General features: G+C 67.8%; 15 protein-coding genes. 6 read left to right on the top strand and 9 right to left on the bottom strand.

Features of this window, described 5'->3' with window-relative positions; all coding sequences use genetic code 11:
* The first annotated feature begins 14 nt into the window (after positions 1–14).
* From SKC41_RS04020 to SKC41_RS04030, 3 genes are read left to right on the top strand one after another with little or no spacing between them, the layout of a single operon-like run.
* Entirely contained in the window at positions 15–746 is a 732-nt protein-coding gene (locus SKC41_RS04020; RefSeq protein ID WP_442931555.1) for a phosphatidylserine decarboxylase, read from the top strand.
* Positions 743–1636, top strand: a complete 894-nt coding sequence (gene pssA, locus SKC41_RS04025) for a CDP-diacylglycerol--serine O-phosphatidyltransferase (protein ID WP_330976432.1) — start codon at positions 743–745, stop codon at positions 1634–1636. The genes SKC41_RS04020 and pssA overlap by 4 nt, the downstream gene beginning before the upstream one ends.
* Complete coding sequence (locus tag SKC41_RS04030; protein WP_330976433.1) at positions 1633–3810, top strand: AAA family ATPase; 2178 nt, start codon at positions 1633–1635, stop codon at positions 3808–3810. The genes pssA and SKC41_RS04030 overlap by 4 nt, the downstream gene beginning before the upstream one ends.
* Here SKC41_RS04030 and SKC41_RS04035 read toward each other — a convergent pair.
* Complete coding sequence (locus tag SKC41_RS04035; protein ID WP_330976434.1) at positions 3784–4380, bottom strand: TetR/AcrR family transcriptional regulator; 597 nt, start codon at positions 4378–4380, stop codon at positions 3784–3786. The two genes, SKC41_RS04030 and SKC41_RS04035, sit on opposite strands and share 27 nt — an antisense overlap.
* Before the next feature lie 21 nt (positions 4381–4401).
* Between SKC41_RS04035 and SKC41_RS04040 the strand changes: the two genes are divergently transcribed.
* Positions 4402–5223 (top strand): hypothetical protein, encoded by an 822-nt coding sequence (locus SKC41_RS04040; protein WP_330976435.1) that lies wholly within the window; start codon positions 4402–4404, stop codon positions 5221–5223.
* A 137-nt stretch (positions 5224–5360) separates the two neighbouring features.
* A complete protein-coding gene (locus SKC41_RS04045) occupies positions 5361–6818 on the top strand; it encodes an MFS transporter (protein WP_330976436.1) in 1458 nt (485 codons plus the stop codon).
* Here SKC41_RS04045 and SKC41_RS04050 read toward each other — a convergent pair.
* Positions 6778–7968 carry an acyl-CoA dehydrogenase family protein gene (locus SKC41_RS04050; RefSeq protein ID WP_330976437.1) on the bottom strand — a complete coding sequence of 397 codons (1191 nt, stop codon included), beginning with the start codon at positions 7966–7968 and terminating at the stop codon, positions 6778–6780. The genes SKC41_RS04045 and SKC41_RS04050 overlap by 41 nt on opposite strands.
* Before the next feature lie 41 nt (positions 7969–8009).
* Positions 8010–8717, bottom strand: coding sequence for a TetR/AcrR family transcriptional regulator (locus SKC41_RS04055; protein WP_330976438.1), 708 nt, complete (start codon positions 8715–8717; stop codon positions 8010–8012).
* Between the two features lie 152 nt (positions 8718–8869).
* Between SKC41_RS04055 and SKC41_RS04060 the strand changes: the two genes are divergently transcribed.
* A complete protein-coding gene (locus SKC41_RS04060; protein ID WP_330976439.1) occupies positions 8870–9802 on the top strand; it encodes an SDR family NAD(P)-dependent oxidoreductase in 933 nt (310 codons plus the stop codon).
* Between the two features lie 15 nt (positions 9803–9817).
* Here the strand turns inward: SKC41_RS04060 and SKC41_RS04065 are convergent, their stop codons facing one another.
* The 6 genes from SKC41_RS04065 to SKC41_RS04090 are packed head-to-tail and all read right to left on the bottom strand — an operon-like array spanning position 9818 to position 14674.
* Complete coding sequence (locus SKC41_RS04065; RefSeq protein ID WP_330976440.1) at positions 9818–10636, bottom strand: enoyl-CoA hydratase/isomerase family protein; 819 nt, start codon at positions 10634–10636, stop codon at positions 9818–9820.
* A complete protein-coding gene (locus tag SKC41_RS04070; RefSeq protein WP_330976441.1) occupies positions 10633–11655 on the bottom strand; it encodes a TIGR03617 family F420-dependent LLM class oxidoreductase in 1023 nt (340 codons plus the stop codon). The genes SKC41_RS04065 and SKC41_RS04070 overlap by 4 nt, the downstream gene beginning before the upstream one ends.
* A 47-nt stretch (positions 11656–11702) precedes the next feature.
* Positions 11703–12326, bottom strand: coding sequence for an LON peptidase substrate-binding domain-containing protein (locus SKC41_RS04075; RefSeq protein ID WP_330976442.1), 624 nt, complete (start codon positions 12324–12326; stop codon positions 11703–11705).
* On the bottom strand, positions 12326–13477 hold the full coding sequence (locus SKC41_RS04080) for a glutamate--cysteine ligase (protein ID WP_330978742.1): 1152 nt from the start codon (positions 13475–13477) through the stop codon (positions 12326–12328). Before SKC41_RS04080 ends, SKC41_RS04075 begins: the two co-directional genes overlap by 1 nt.
* Complete coding sequence (gene sodC / locus SKC41_RS04085) at positions 13458–14159, bottom strand: superoxide dismutase[Cu-Zn] (RefSeq protein WP_330976443.1); 702 nt, start codon at positions 14157–14159, stop codon at positions 13458–13460. Before sodC ends, SKC41_RS04080 begins: the two co-directional genes overlap by 20 nt.
* 32 nt (positions 14160–14191) lie before the next feature.
* Positions 14192–14674: a LytR C-terminal domain-containing protein gene (locus tag SKC41_RS04090; RefSeq protein ID WP_330976444.1), complete on the bottom strand. Its 483-nt coding sequence runs from the start codon at positions 14672–14674 to the stop codon at positions 14192–14194.
* Between the last annotated feature and the right edge of the window lie 12 nt (positions 14675–14686).

A 14686-nucleotide genomic window follows, 5' to 3' on the forward strand; every position in this document is an offset into this window, starting at 1 on the left:
GTAAGATGACGCGGGTGGCACGACGCCCCCGCCATTCCGCTGACGAAGGCCTGTCCTACCAGGGCCCGACCGTCAGCCCACGGCACATGCTCGAGTTGGTGCGCGAAACCGTTCCGCCGGTGCATCCCGCGGGGCTGCCGTTCATCTCCGCCGGCCTGGCCCTCGCGCTGGTCGGACGCAACCACCGGTGGCCGCGCCGGGTCGGTCTGCTGGCCGCGGGTGCCTGCGCCGCGTTCTTCCGGCACCCCCCGAGGGTGCCGCCGACGCGGCCCGGTGTCGTGGTCGCCCCCGCCGACGGCGTCGTCTGCCTGGTCGACTCCGCGGCCCCGCCCGCGGAACTGAGCATGGGCGACGCGCCGCTGCCGCGGGTCAGCATTTTCCTGTCGATCCTGGACGCGCACGTGCAGCGCGCCCCGGTCGGCGGCGAAGTGATCGCCGTGCAACACCGCCCCGGCCGGTTCGGGTCGGCCGACCTGCCGTCGGCGAGCGACGAGAACGAGCGCACCAGCGTGCGGATCCGGACCGACAATGGCGCCGACGTCGTCGCCGTGCAGATCGCCGGGCTCATCGCGCGACGCATCGTCTGCAACGCGCACGTCGGGGACAAGCTGTCGATCGGCGACACCTACGGCCTGATCCGGTTCGGCTCCCGGCTGGATACCTACTTGCCGCCGGGCAGCCAGCCGATCGTCGCGGTTGGGCAGCGCGCGGTGGCCGGCGAGACGGTATTGGCCGATCTGCGATGACCAACAAGATTCGGGGCCGGGCGGTCAACCTGCAGATCCTGCCCAGTGCGATGACGGTGTTGTCGATCTGCGCGGGACTGACGTCGATCAAGTTCGCTCTCGAGCACCAGCCGAAGGCGGCGATGGCGCTGATCGCCGCGGCGGCGATTCTCGACGGGCTGGACGGCCGGGTGGCCCGCATCCTGGACGCGCAGTCGCGCATGGGCGAGGAGATCGACTCGCTGGCCGACGCGGTGAACTTCGGCGTGACTCCGGCGATCGTGCTCTACGTGACGCTGTTGTCGACGTCTCCGGCCGGCTGGATCGTTGTGCTGCTGTACGCGGTCTGCGTGGTGCTGCGGCTGGCGAGGTTCAACGCGCTGCAGGACGACGGATCCCGGCCCGCCTACGCGCACGAGTTCTTCGTCGGAATGCCCGCGCCGGCCGGCGCGATCTCGATGATCGGCCTCATCGGGCTCAAGCTGCAGTTCGGCGATGGCTGGTGGTCGTCCACGGTGTTCCTCTGCCTGTGGATCACCGGGACGTCGATGCTGATGATCAGCAAAATCCCGATGCGCAAGATGCACGCCGCGGCAGTCCCACCGAACTGGGCGGCGCCACTGCTGGCCATCCTCGCGATTTGCGCGGCGGCGGCGGTGCTGGCCCCTTACGTCCTCATCTGGGTCATCATCGTCGCTTACCTGTGCCACGTCCCCTTCGCGGTGCGCAACCAGCGCTGGCTGGCCGTGCACCCCGAGGTGTGGGGCGAAAAGCCCGAGCAACGGCGCGCGGTGCGACGAGCCAACCGCCGCGCACAGCCCAGCCGGCGCCCCATTGTCCGGCTGGGACGACCCGGCGGACGATCGATGGCGCGACTCGGGCTGCGTAAGCCGGGTGGACGCTTGCCATGACGGATCCCGGCGCGGGGTCCGGACGGCTGACCCTGACCGCCCGGCTGAACACCTCAGCCGTCGACTCGCGCCGCGGCGTCATCCGTATGCACCCGAATGCCGTTGCCGCCCTTGGCATCCGAGAGTGGGATGCGGTGTCGCTGACGGGATCGCGAACCACCGCAGCGGTGGCGGGGCTCGCCGAAACGGCGATCCCGGTGAGCACGGTGCTGCTCGACGACGTGACGCTGTCCAACGCGGGCTTGCGCGAGGGCACCGCGGTGATCGTCAGCGCGGTCACGGTGTACGGCGCACGATCGGTGACGCTGAACGGCTCTTCGCTTGCCATCCAATCGATTACCTCGGCCACCCTGCGACAGGCCCTGCTCGGCAAGGTGATGACCGTGGGCGACGCGGTGTCGCTGCTGCCCCGCGACCTCGGGCCCGGCACCTCGACGTCGGCAGCCAGCCGGGCGCTGGCATCGGCGGTCGGGATCAGCTGGACCTCGGAGCTGCTCACCGTCACCGGCGTGGACCCCGATGGGCCGGTGAGCGTGCAACCGAACTCGTTGGTCTCCTGGGGTGACGGGATTCCGGTCGGCGCCACCGCAGCCCGGCCGGAACCGGTCGCCATCGCGGATCCCGCCATCGGAGTCGACGATCTCAAGGGTTCCCAAGTGCAGGCCGGCAAGCTCAGCGAATGGCTCAAGCTGGCGCTCGACGAACCCCACCTGCTGAAAACCCTTGGCGCTACGACGAACTTGGGCGTGCTGGTGTCGGGTCCGGCCGGGGTCGGCAAGGCGACGATGGTACGTGCGGTGTGCGCGGGCCGCAGGCTGGTCCAACTCGACGGCCCGGAGGTGGGCGCGCTGGCGGCCGAGGATCGGCTCAAGTCGGTGGCCGCCGCGGTGGCCGCGATTCGGGACGGCGGCGGCGTGCTGCTGATCACCGATGCCGACGCCCTGCTGCCGGCGACCGCCGAGCCGGTCGCCGCCCTGATCCTCGCCGAGCTGCGCACCGCGGTGGCCACCGATGGCGTAGCGCTGATCGCCACGTCGGCGCTACCCGACCAGCTCGATGTGCGGCTGCGCTCCCCCGAGCTCTGCGACCGGGAGCTCGGCCTGACGCTGCCCGACGGCGCGACCCGCAAAGCGCTACTGGAGACACTGCTGAAATCCGCCCCGACCGGCGAGCTGGACCTCGGTGAAATCGCGGGCCGCACACCGGGTTTCGTTGCCGCCGACCTGGCCGCGCTGGTCCGGGAGGCGGCGCTGCGGGCGGCGTCGCGGGCCAGCGCCGACGGGCGGCCGCCGACGCTGCAGCAGGACGATCTGGTCGGCGCGCTGTCCGTCATCCGGCCACTGTCTCGTTCGGCCAGCGCGGAATTGACCGTCGGAACCCTGACGCTCGCCGATGTCGGCGACATGGTCGAAGCCAAGCAGGCGCTGACCGAAGCGGTGCTGTGGCCGCTGCAGCATCCCGACACCTTCGCGCGCCTCGGTGTCGATCCGCCACGCGGAGTGCTGCTCTACGGACCACCGGGCTGCGGCAAGACGTTCGTGGTCCGCGCGCTCGCCAGCACCGGGCAGCTGAGCGTGCACGCGGTCAAGGGCTCCGAGCTGATGGACAAGTGGGTGGGCGCCTCGGAGAAGGCGGTCCGCGAATTATTCCGGCGGGCAAGGGATTCGGCGCCATCGCTGGTCTTCCTCGACGAGATAGACGCGCTGGCGCCCCGGCGTGGGCAGAGCTTCGACTCGGGCGTTACCGATCGCGTGGTGGCCGCGTTGCTGACCGAGCTCGACGGCATCGACCCGCTGCGCGACGTCGTGGTGCTGGGCGCCACCAACCGGCCCGATCTGATCGATCCCGCGCTGCTGCGCCCGGGCCGTCTGGAGCGGCTGGTGTTCGTGGAGCCGCCCGACGCGGCCGCCCGCCGCGAAATCCTGCGCACCGCAGCCAAATCCATTCCATTGAGCGCGGATGTCCATCTCGACGACATCGCCGCCGAACTCGACGGGTACAGCGCGGCCGACTGCGTGGCCCTGCTGCGCGAGGCCGCGCTCACCGCGATGCGGCGCTCCATCGACGCCGCCGACGTCACCGCGGCCGACCTCGAGGCGGCCCGCAAAACCGTGCGTCCCTCCCTGGATCCCGTTCAGGTGGAGTCGCTACGCGCGTTCGCCAAAGCTGTCTAACACCGCACGCACCGACACCGCGACGTCGGCCTCCAGCCAGGACGGCATCGGATCGTCGCGCGCGTGCCGCCGGACGACGGCATAGGGCAGGTCGACGATCGCGCGTGAGACAGCGTCAACGGACCGGGAATCCTTGCGCCCATAGAGTTTTCGAGCCAGCACACCGACCCGTTCGATCAGCGGCGCATTCATCGCGGCCACCGTCTCCTGGAATTGCGCGTCGGGCTCGTCGTCGAGCAGGTCAGCCGGACGGATGGTCAGCAACAGCCGCGCGTCCTGCGGGAGTTCGCGCGCGAAGCTGATCGCGGACACTGCCATCGCCACCGCGATGTCGGTCGGTGTGTCGGCGTATGCGCCCATCGCCCGAGACTGGAAGCGTTCCAGCGCGCGCAACCACGCCGCCGTCAGGATGCCGTCGCGGTTGCCGAAGCGGTGATACAACGTGCCGGCCGGTGCGCCGCTGGATTTCGCGATCGCCGCGACACTGGCCGCGCGCGGTCCGCCGTCGAGCACCAGCGCTCGGGCTGCGTCGAGGATCACATCGGTTTCATGCTTCCGCGGAGGTGCCATGATCTAGTACATTCCTTCTATATGGAACGATTACCCTATATCGATGAGCATGCCATAACCATCGACGCGAATCGGGCAGTGACGTGGTCGGCGCTGTTGTGCGTGCTGTGTCGCGACCCGCGCGACCCGGGAGGCGTGCCAATCGGATTCGTGCTCGACGAAGCACGCGCGCCCGAACGCCTCGCGCTTAAAGGCCGCCACCTGTTCGCCGTCTACCGGTGGGTGTTCGAGCTGGAGGCCGAAGCCGCGGACCGCACCCGGATGCGCGCGATCACGTGGGCAGCCTTCCCCGGTGTGCACGGAAGGATCTATCGCGCCCTGGTCATCGGCACCGGCGCACACCGGGTTGTGACGCGCGGGACGCTGAAACGCATTGCGGCCGCGGCACTGCGCGACCAGACCGACACCGGCCAGACCGCGTCCGACTACACGGACGTCTTCGAGGTCGCGATCACGCACGGCGACGCGCGTACCGCCGAACAGATGTTTCGGGACGCACTCAGCAACGACCGCGGCGGCGGCGCGGTGTTGTGGATCCATCGTCACGTATTGAGATTTCAGCTCTACCCGCATTCCTCGCCCGATCACCTGATCGGCTGGACGATCGTGCAATCGGACCCCGACAAGCTGGTGCTGACCGCGCGCGGGCCGCTGATGCGCGGCGAGCTGACGCTGCGACGCCAGAACGGTCGGCGGGCCACGCTCACCACTCGGGTGCACTATCGCCGCAAACTCGCCGCCGGCATGGTCTGGGCCGTGATCGCCCCGCTGCATCGGGTCGTGGCGCCGCGGCTGACGCAGCGCGCCGCCGACCCCGCGCCACACCGAACGGTAGTCATATGAGTTCGGCCTGAACGTTTTCGCGCTCCGGCGCGTAACCACTTCGCATACATCATCCTGAACAGGTCGCCGGCCAAACACGTTTCGGCGGCCTCGAGGAGGACTCGGATGAGCGACCGCCCCGCGAGGCCGCCATGCTCGTGACCCAACCGTCTCGCGCGGCCGTGCGACCCGCACACCGCGCAGGATTGCTCGCGAAACTGCGCGAGACGGCGCCCACCAGCCGGGTCATGCTGGTGGCGGTCATGGTGTCGATGGTCGCCTTCCTCGACAGCACCGTGGTGAACCTGGCACTGCCGGCCACCGAGCGCGAACTCGGCGGAGGCCTGTGCTTGCAGCAGTGGGTCGTCGACGGCTACCTGCTGGCTTTGGCGGCCGCAATCCTGCCCGGTGGATCCATCTCCGATCTGTTCGGCCGAGTGCCGGTCATGCGTTTCGGGCTGGCGACCTTCGGGGTGGGCTCGGTGCTGGCGGCCACCGCGGCTTCGCCGGTGATGCTGATCGCGGGCCGTGTCATCCAGGGTCTGGGTGCGGCGTTTTTGGTGCCCGGGTCGCTGGCAATGATCAACTCCACGTTCGCCCCCGCGGACCGTCACAAAGCCATCGGCACCTGGACCGGCTGGACCGGTACCGCCTTCGCGATCGGCCCGCTACTGGGCGGACTGGCGGTGGACCTGCTGAGCTGGCGATGGATCTATGCGCTGTCGGCCGTCCCGATCGTCATCGGTTTCGCCTTGACGTTTTGGCTGTGCCCGGTGCCCCGACCGGCCCAACGCGCCGGCCTCGATGTCCGCGGGGCGGTATTGGCCGCGATCGGGCTGGCCGCCACCGTCGATGCGCTGATCGAGGCCGGGCAGCACGGCTGGTCCGGCCGCATCGTCGCCACGCTGATCGTGGGGATCGCGGCACTGCTGGCGTTCGTGAGCTGGCAACGGCGTGCCCCGCACCCGCTCATACCGCTGCGCCTGTTCACGGTCCGTAACTTCGCCGCCGCCAACCTGGTCACCGCGTTCGTCTACGGCGCCATCGCCATGGCCTCCCTCGCCGTCGCGCTCTACACCCAGGAGGTCGCGGGCTACTGCGCGACGGTCGCGGCCTTGGCCACCCTGCCCAACCCGATCCTGTCGTTTCTGTTCGCCAAACGCGTCGGCGGATTGTCCGCGCGCATCGGACCGCACGTGTTCCTGACGGCGGGTCCGATCCTGGCCGGACTGGGACTGCTGCTGATCCGACCCGGTGCCGGATTCAACATCGTCACGCATCTGCTGCCCGGGACGACGGTGCTGGCCATTGGATTGCTCCTCACCACAACACCATTGGGCGCGTTGAACCTGTCTTCGGTTGACGCGGCCCGCAGCGGAATCGCGGCGGCTGTGCAAAACGCGGTGGGTCGTACGTCGGCGCTGACCTCTGTGGCGAGCGTGGGTTTGATCGCGGCGGGAACGCTCACCGATGCCAGTTTCACCCGGTTGCTGCAGATCGCCGCGGCACTGTTCTTCATCGCCGCCTTGATCGCCACCGTCTGCGTCGTCAATCCACGGCATGCGACCGAATCCGTTACGTGTGTGCCGGCAGGCCCAGGATATGTTCGGCGATGAAATTGAGGGCGAACTCGTTGCTGACCGGGCCGGATCGCGAAAGCCGGGCATCGAGGTAGTTGTCGATCCAGCCCTGGCGCTCATCCCATGCATCGACCCCCATCACCTGCATGGTGTGGTCGTAGCTGTCGAACGCGAGGTCGGCGGTGAGCACCTTCGCCATATTCGCCTCGCCCGCAACGGCATACGCGTCCACACCCGCGTCGAACCGCGAGGCGGTCCGGTACATGAACAGCCGAACCGCCGCGAGCCGGGCGTGCAGGTTGGCCAACGGGTGCGCGATCGCCTGGTTGGCGCCGATCGGCGCAGTGCCCGAGATGACACGTTCCCGCGCACGGCCGATCGCGGACGTCAGGGCGTATGCCGCGCTCCCCAGGCATAGTGCGGCGGTCAGGACGCGCTCCACCGCGGTGAACGGCCACATGGCTGCCAGGCCGTTGCCCTCGGTGCCGATCAGGCCGTCCGCCGCAACGATGACACCGTCGAGTTCGAGCTGATATTGCCGGACGCCTTCGCGATAGCGCATCGGCAGCTCGCGGATCGTCACCCCGGGCGAGTTCGGGTCCACCAGGACCATCGTGTGGCCCTTCGATGCATCGCCGGACGCCGCACGGCCGAACACCAGCACGCGATCCACCACGTCCAGGCCGGACGTGATCTGCTTGACGCCGTTGACCACGAAATGGTCCCCGTCGCAGTGGATCTCGGTCCTGGTGCGGAAGATGTTGTGGCCGCTGTGTGACTCGGTTGCGGCCAGGGCAAGCAACGTCTGTCCACGGGCAACCCGCGTACACCACTGCCGACTAGCCGACTGCGGACCGGCCTCGGCGATAGCATGCGCGATCGCCGAGGACAGCACCGGCATCCACAGCACGATCCCGCGTTCGGCGAATGCCTCGAGGACAAGACTCATGCCGAGCAGCCCGCCCTCGGCCCCACCATATTCGGCGGGTAGCACCAATCCGGGCCAGCCGTGCTCGCAGAAGCTGGCCCACAATTGCGGGTGCATCTCATGGCGATCCAGCAGATGCTGTCGGATCTCGCCCGACCGGTCCGACCACCGCGCCGCAACATCGCGCGCTCGCGCACGCAGCCGGGTGTGGACCGGGGAGAGTTCGAGTAATTCACGTGCCGTCGTAGCTTCCAGCATGGGTGCAGAGTAACACTCCGGAGTTTCACTCTCCAGTGCGATCAGCGCGCGGGTGGCACCGGTGTTAGTTCGGCGACCGCGTCACCTTCCGCGATGACCGAACCCTCGCTACCCAGCAGCTGGATACGAACTCGGCCCTGGGCCGGCGGTTGCTGTCGCCGCGGTCGCCTGGTCGGGACACCGCTCATGCCGGCAACGGCCGCATCGATCAAATCGTCGGCATAATGCAGCAGCGGGTCCGGCAGTTGGCCGGCCAGCCATCGCTGGGCGATGGCGTGCACCGGCCCGGTCACGATCGCGATCACCACTGGCATCGGAAAGTCCTTCGCCTCACCACGGGCGATGAAGGGCGCCAACCAGTTTTGATAGGTGTCGGTCAGGCCGCGGTTCAAGTCCTGCAGCTGCCCACCGGCCTCGGTGGTCCAGTCGAGGTGGCCTCGGCCATAGAGGAAACGCGCACGATCCGGGTTGTCCTCAATCCAACCCATCAGTTGGCGAACCACGCCGCCGATGGCCTCCCGCAACGTCGCCGGGTTTTGCCGAATCACGTTCCAGAAGCCGTCCTGAACCGATTGCATGGCCTCGACGTAAAGCGCACCCGCGATCGCATCTTTCGACGAAAAGTGATGAAACAGAGCACCATTGGATACGCCACAGCGCTCTCGAATCCGCGCGACCGTGGTCCGCTCGTACCCGTCCTCGGTAAAGCACTGCAGAGCCGAGTCCAAAATGCTTTCGCGCATGCCCATGCCGACGCAGAGTAACACTCCGGAGTGCCGACGACCAGGATATTGCAATTGGCTGCACCACGACTGCATCGAGATGACGCGCAAACTGGCTACACTCAGACAATCGACATCTATCCTGAGTCACTCAAACCGCAGTTGCGGGACACGCGGCGATGAGCGAACGTCGGACCGCGCTGCAGGTCGTCGATGGAATCGACCTGTCCGGCAAGGCATGTGTGATCACCGGCGCCTCGTCAGGTCTGGGCCGGGAGTCGGCGCGGGCGCTGGCCGCCGCGGGTGCCCACGTGATCCTGGCCGCCCGCAACCGGGATGCGCTGGCCGAAACCGCCCAATGGGTGCGGGCCGAAGTACCGGACGCGACGGCCTCCGCCGTCGAGCTCGACCTCACCGTGCTGTCCAGCGTTCGTGCGGCGGCGAAGGCGATCAGCGACATCGCGCCGGCGGTGCATGTGCTGATGAACAACGCCGGCGTCATGTTCACCCCGTTCGGCCGCACCCAGGACGGGTTCGAATTGCAGATCGGGACAAACCATTTCGGGCACTTCGAGCTGACCCGGTTGCTGGTCCCGCAGCTGACCGCCGCGCGGGGCGCCCGGGTGGTGATCCTGTCTTCCGGGGGTCACGTGATGGGCGACGTCGACTTCGGCGATCCGAACTGGGAGCGTCGCGACTACGACAAGTTCGTGGCGTACGGCGCCGCCAAGACGGCGAACATCCTGCACGCGATCGAAGCCGATCGGCGGTTGTGCCACTTGGGGATTCGCGCCTACGCCGTGCATCCCGGCACCGTCGCCACTTCGCTGGCGCGATACATGTCGCGCGCGGACTTCTCTAACCTTCGCAAGCTCGTCGTGGACAACAGCGCACTGCGCGGCGAGACCAGCGACGGCCGTCTCGACTTCTCCACTCCCGAGCAGGGTGCGGCCACCCAGGTGTGGGCCGCGGTGAGCCCCGATCTGGCCGACCGCGGCGCGCTGTACCTGGAAGGCTGCGGAATCAGCGAAAACGTCGCCCCGTACGCGAGTGACGGACAGCGCGCCGCCGAATTCTGGCTGCTCTCCGAGCAGATATGCGCCGGCGTGTGACCTCGACGCGGGTACTCACGGCTCCGGCAGCGCTTTCCAGTCCCGCGACACCTGCGAGCCGAACCGCGGGGCCCGCCGCTCGAAGAACGCGGTGACTCCTTCGCTCGCGTCGGGGGTGCCCATCACGCGGTGGTGCAACTGCGTCTCCAGCGAGGCGACCTGCCGCGGCGTGTACCCCTGAATCGCGGTGTCCCACAACAGCCGCTTGCACAACGCCGCCGACATCGGCGCCACATTGACCGCGATGTCGCGGGCCATCTCCAGCGCGGTGTCGAGCACCTGCGCGGCGGGTACCGCTCGATTCGCGATACCGTAAGCGACGGCCTCGGGCCCGTCGAATGTGCGCCCGGTCAGCAGCACCTCGGCCGCCACACCGAGATTGGTCAGGTGCGCCAATGTCCAATGCGCCATGCAATCGGGTATCACTCCCCGGCGCACTTGCACCACACCGTATTTGGCGTCCTCGGCGAGGATGCGGATGTCGGCCTGCAGCGCGATCGTCAGCCCGATGCCGATGGCATGCCCGTTGACGGCAGCGATCACCGGTTTGCGCAATGCGAACGCCGGCGGATCGATGGGCGACGCGGAAAACCCGGCAATGTCTTGGGGGCTGTCGAACGGCGTTGCGCCGCCGGAGAAATCGGCACCCGCGCAAAAAGCACGGCCCGCCCCGGTGACCACGATGGCCCGGACGTCGTCGTTCTCGTCGCACTCCCAATAGGCGCGGCTCAGCAGCGAGCCCATCTCGGCGGTGTAGGCGTTGAGTAACTCGGGCCGATTGAGCGTGACGACCGCCACGCCCGCGTCGACGTCGGTCACCACGTCGCTGCTCATCGCCGCGCGGGCCTGCGGTGCAGGGCGTCGATCAGGCCGGCAAGGTCCGCGTTGACCGGTGTGTAGTAGGGGAAGTAGCAACACACTTCGTCGACGTGATCGCCGAACCGCTGCGCGATCTGCTGCGCGCATTGCTCCGGTGTCCCGACGATTCCGATCCGGGCCACCATGTCGTCGGTGATCAGGGCGCGCATCTCGGCAAAGCGGCCCTGCTTGGACAGCGCGTTGAGCTCCGGCTGGACCTCCGCCCAGCCCTCCGCCTCGAGCACCGGCAGGTAGGCCGGTGTGGATCCGTAGAAGGCGATCAGCGACGCGACGCCGTCGACCGCGGCCGCCAGGTCCCCCTCGTTGCTGCCGACCGCGACCATGGCCTGGGCGACCACCTGAAAATCGTTGGCGGAGCGCTGCGAACGGCGAAGTCCCTCGTTGATCGCGGGGACGGTGTGGTCGACGAAGTGGCGGGCGCTGTTGAACGGCATGACCAGCAGGCCGTCGGCGACTTCGCCGGCGGTGCGCGTCATGATCGGGCCCAATGCCCCCATCAACACCGGCGGCGGCCCGAACGGGTTCGGGCCAGGGTTGAAATTGGGCGCCATCAGGGTGTGGGTGAAGAACTCGCCACGAAAGTTCAACGGGGACTGGCCTTCCCACGCCGCGAAGATCGCCTTGATCGCCGCGATGGTTTCGGCCATCCGCGCCGCCGGCCGATGCCAGGTGCTGCCGTAGCGCTTTTCGATGTGGACCTTGATCTGCGAGCCCAGCCCGAGCCGGAACCTGCCGCCGCTGTAAACCTGCAAATCGTAGGCGGCGTGCGCCATGTGCAGCGGACTGCGCGGCGCGGCGATCGCGACATTGGTCATCAAGTCCAGGTTGGTCTCGTTGGCCGCGATGAGCAGCGGAAAGAACACATCGTGCTGACCCTCGAAGGTGAACAGGCCGTCGGCACCCGTCTCGACGATCTCGGCCGCACTCGCCGACGCACCGGTGGGCGATCCGTTTACTTGCAGATGTACTTTCACTCAACCGTCCAGTCGCGCAATCAATTTCCCTATAGGAAAGCACACCGCTACTCCGACAACTGGAACTCCACCATCTCGGCGATCGCGTCGACCGCCTCACTCAGTGCTGCGAGCCGGTCGGCCGCCGACGGCGCCGCCAGCACGGCATAGCGGTCGGCCGCGCCGATCGGGATACGAGTGGCCAACGTGTACAGCCGCTGTCCCGCGTCGGCATCGTCGGGGCCCAGCAGTACCTCGCGGTCCGGCAGCATGGTGTCGCGCGCTTCGGCGATCCGCTCGAACAAGGCCATCATCCGGTCTTCGATGTCGACGAGCTGCGCCACGGTGACCGCGGCACCGGGTTCATCGGGCCACGGCTGCACCGACGCCCGCGGGTAGGGATCGTCGGCCAGCCACTCGGACACCCGAATCCGCTCGCCGGTCCGGCAGCCCACGGCGTAGCGCTCGGCGCCCTGCTCGACGCATTCTTCGATCGTGCACAGGACGCCGACGTCGCAGCGCGCATCGCCGCCGCCGACCTCGCGACCGCGCGAGATCAGCACGACGCCGAACGGTTCGCCGGCGTCGACGCAATGCCGCACCAGCGCGACGTAGCGCGGCTCGAAAATGCGCAACGGCAGATCCTGGTTCGGCAGCAACGCCGCCTCCAGGGGAAACATCGCCAGCTCCATCAGATCTCCAGCTCGCCCACCAACGCGTCGACGACAGCACGCAAATCGCCGTCGTGCTCTTCGGCCACCCGGCGCTGTCGCTGATAGGAAGCACCGTGGCGCCAGATGTCCTCCACCGCCGCGAGTTCGTCGGTGCAGTGCAGCAACTTGGCGACCGGCTCCAAGCGGTTCAGCACATCGGCGAGGTCGTCGGTGACCAGGCGCTCGTTGCTGTCGGCGTCCTGGATGATCACCGCGTCCAGGCCGTAGCGCGCCGCGCGCCACTTGTTCTCCTGGTTATGCCACGGCGGCATCGTGGGCAGCGACTCGTCGGCTTCCAGCCGGCGATCCAGGTCGACCACCAGGCAGTGTGTCAGCGCGACCAGCGCGCTCAGCTCACGCAGGTTGGACACGCCGTCGCAGACTCGCACCTCGAGTGTGCCCAGATGCGGCGAAGGCCTTATATCCCAACGGACTTCGTCGACGTGGTCGATGATGCCGGTCTTCTTCTGGTCATAGACGAACCCTTCGAATTCCGGCCACGTCTGAAACTGGAACGGTAGCCCGGCGGTGGGCAACTGCTGGAACATCATGGCGCGGTTGCTGGCATATCCGGTGTCCACGCCGGTCCACCACGGTGACGACGCGGACAGCGCCAGCAGGTGCGGGTAGTAGCGCAGCAGTGACGTCATGATCGGCATCACCTTGTGCGCCGAGGAGATTCCCACGTGCACGTGCACACCCCAGATCAGCATCTGGCGTCCCCACCACTGGGTGCGCTTGATCAGCTCGGCGTAGCGGGGCGCATCGGTGAGCTGCTGGGTGCTCCACTGCGCGAACGGGTGAGCGCCGGCGCAGAACAGTTCCATGCCGCGGGCCCGGACAATCTGGCGCGCGGGACCCAACGTCGCGCGCAGATCCTCGATCGCCTGCGCGGTGCAATCGCAGATGCCGCTGACCACCTCGACGGTGTTGCGCAGCAATTCCTTGTGCACACGCGGGTTTTCGCCGATCTCGGCGATGACGGAGGTGGCCTCGTTACTCAGATCGCGGGTCTGCGCGTCGACGAGGGCGAACTCCCACTCCACGCCGAGCGTCGGCCGCGGCGACCGGGCGAAATCGATATGCGCGTCGCCCTTTTCAAAGGACCTGTTAGCCGGCACCAATGACACCGCACGCCACTCGCTTGCCGGCGTCACCAGTGCTCATCGTCATCGCATCCGGACCCGGCGCCCCGTTGGTCTGGCTGTATCGCTCCGGCGGAATGTTGGCGAAGTTGTCCGCACCCGCGTGGATGATGATCGCCGTCTTTTCACCCGTCAACAGGTCGTCCATCGCGAAGGCGTCGGTGGTGGTCACCAACGTCCCGGCACCGTCTTTGCGAACCTCCAGCGAGGTGAGGTCCCCGCTGGCGGGCTCGGCTGCGTGGCCGGGCGCTTGGAAGTGGCCGCCCGCGGAAAGGAAGTCACCGGGTGCACCGCCGGTCGGGCCAACCGAATTGGGCTCGCACTTGCCGACTTTGTGGATGTGCACGCCGTGGAAGCCGGGCGCGATCTGACCCACCCCGGTCGTCGCGATCGTGATGGTGGCATAACCGTTGGCGAAGTCGAGCGTCGCGGTCGCAACCTGGGTCCCGTCGGGCGCGCGCAGATGGGTCGTGATGCTCCGCTTGCCTTCGCTCGCGGTTCCCGCGGTTGCCGGCGCGGGTGATCCCGTCCAGATGGACGGAGTGGTACCCGGGACCGACGACGCGTGTTGGGGCGACGAGCACGCACTCAGCAAAACGACACTGGTGGCTGCGGACAGTGCGGACAGGGTGACAACGACATTGCGGTGACCGGCAAGCGTAGGCATAGCGAGAGCCTAACCCGGCTCACGACTCCGAGTCAGCCCGCGACCAAGACGATTACGCCGGGCGGTTCTCCGCTAAGCGCGGGGATGCGCGGTTCGACCGGCGCGCCCAGGTTTTTGCCGACCGCGTCCGCGGTGGCGTGCTCGCTACCCGCGTCGGTGAAGTACACGGTCGTGGCGGTCACTTCGGGCAACGTCAGATTCCCGACGTCGATGACCTTGAAGTTGGCGGCCTTCAGTTGGTCCGCGGTGTGCGCGGCAACGCCTTCTTTGCCGGAGATGTTGAACACGTGGATGTCGGCATCGGTGGCCGTGGGCTTCGGACTCGTCGAGGTCGACGCGGCGGTGCTGCTGGTGCTGGTCGCGCTCGAGGCCGACGAGGCCGAGTCGTCGTCGGACTTCCCGGAGGAGCTCAGAGCCTGCCAGCCGAGCAGCAAAAAGATGACGCCGAGAAACAACAGCACCATCACCATGGCCCGCAGTGGGAGCCCCGTGGAATCGGGAACACGCTCTTTCATCGAGCCCTACTG

It is taken from the genome of Mycobacterium sp. 050128 (assembly GCF_036409155.1).
Lineage (GTDB): Bacteria > Actinomycetota > Actinomycetes > Mycobacteriales > Mycobacteriaceae > Mycobacterium.

Excerpts from the sequence above, each read along its gene's own strand:
- pssA (WP_330976432.1), top strand. The coding sequence starts at position 743 with ATGACCAACAAGATTCGGGGCCGGGCGGTCAACCTGCAGATCCTGCCC.
- SKC41_RS04030 (WP_330976433.1), top strand. The coding sequence starts at position 1,633 with ATGACGGATCCCGGCGCGGGGTCCGGACGGCTGACCCTGACCGCCCGG.
- SKC41_RS04035 (WP_330976434.1), bottom strand. The coding sequence starts at position 4,380 with ATGGCACCTCCGCGGAAGCATGAAACCGATGTGATCCTCGACGCAGCC.
- SKC41_RS04040 (WP_330976435.1), top strand. The coding sequence starts at position 4,402 with ATGGAACGATTACCCTATATCGATGAGCATGCCATAACCATCGACGCG.
- SKC41_RS04050 (WP_330976437.1), bottom strand. The coding sequence starts at position 7,968 with ATGCTGGAAGCTACGACGGCACGTGAATTACTCGAACTCTCCCCGGTC.
- SKC41_RS04055 (WP_330976438.1), bottom strand. The coding sequence starts at position 8,717 with ATGGGCATGCGCGAAAGCATTTTGGACTCGGCTCTGCAGTGCTTTACC.
- SKC41_RS04060 (WP_330976439.1), top strand. The coding sequence starts at position 8,870 with ATGAGCGAACGTCGGACCGCGCTGCAGGTCGTCGATGGAATCGACCTG.
- SKC41_RS04065 (WP_330976440.1), bottom strand. The coding sequence starts at position 10,636 with ATGAGCAGCGACGTGGTGACCGACGTCGACGCGGGCGTGGCGGTCGTC.
- SKC41_RS04075 (WP_330976442.1), bottom strand. The coding sequence starts at position 12,326 with ATGGAGCTGGCGATGTTTCCCCTGGAGGCGGCGTTGCTGCCGAACCAG.
- sodC (WP_330976443.1), bottom strand. The coding sequence starts at position 14,159 with ATGCCTACGCTTGCCGGTCACCGCAATGTCGTTGTCACCCTGTCCGCA.
- SKC41_RS04090 (WP_330976444.1), bottom strand. The coding sequence starts at position 14,674 with ATGAAAGAGCGTGTTCCCGATTCCACGGGGCTCCCACTGCGGGCCATG.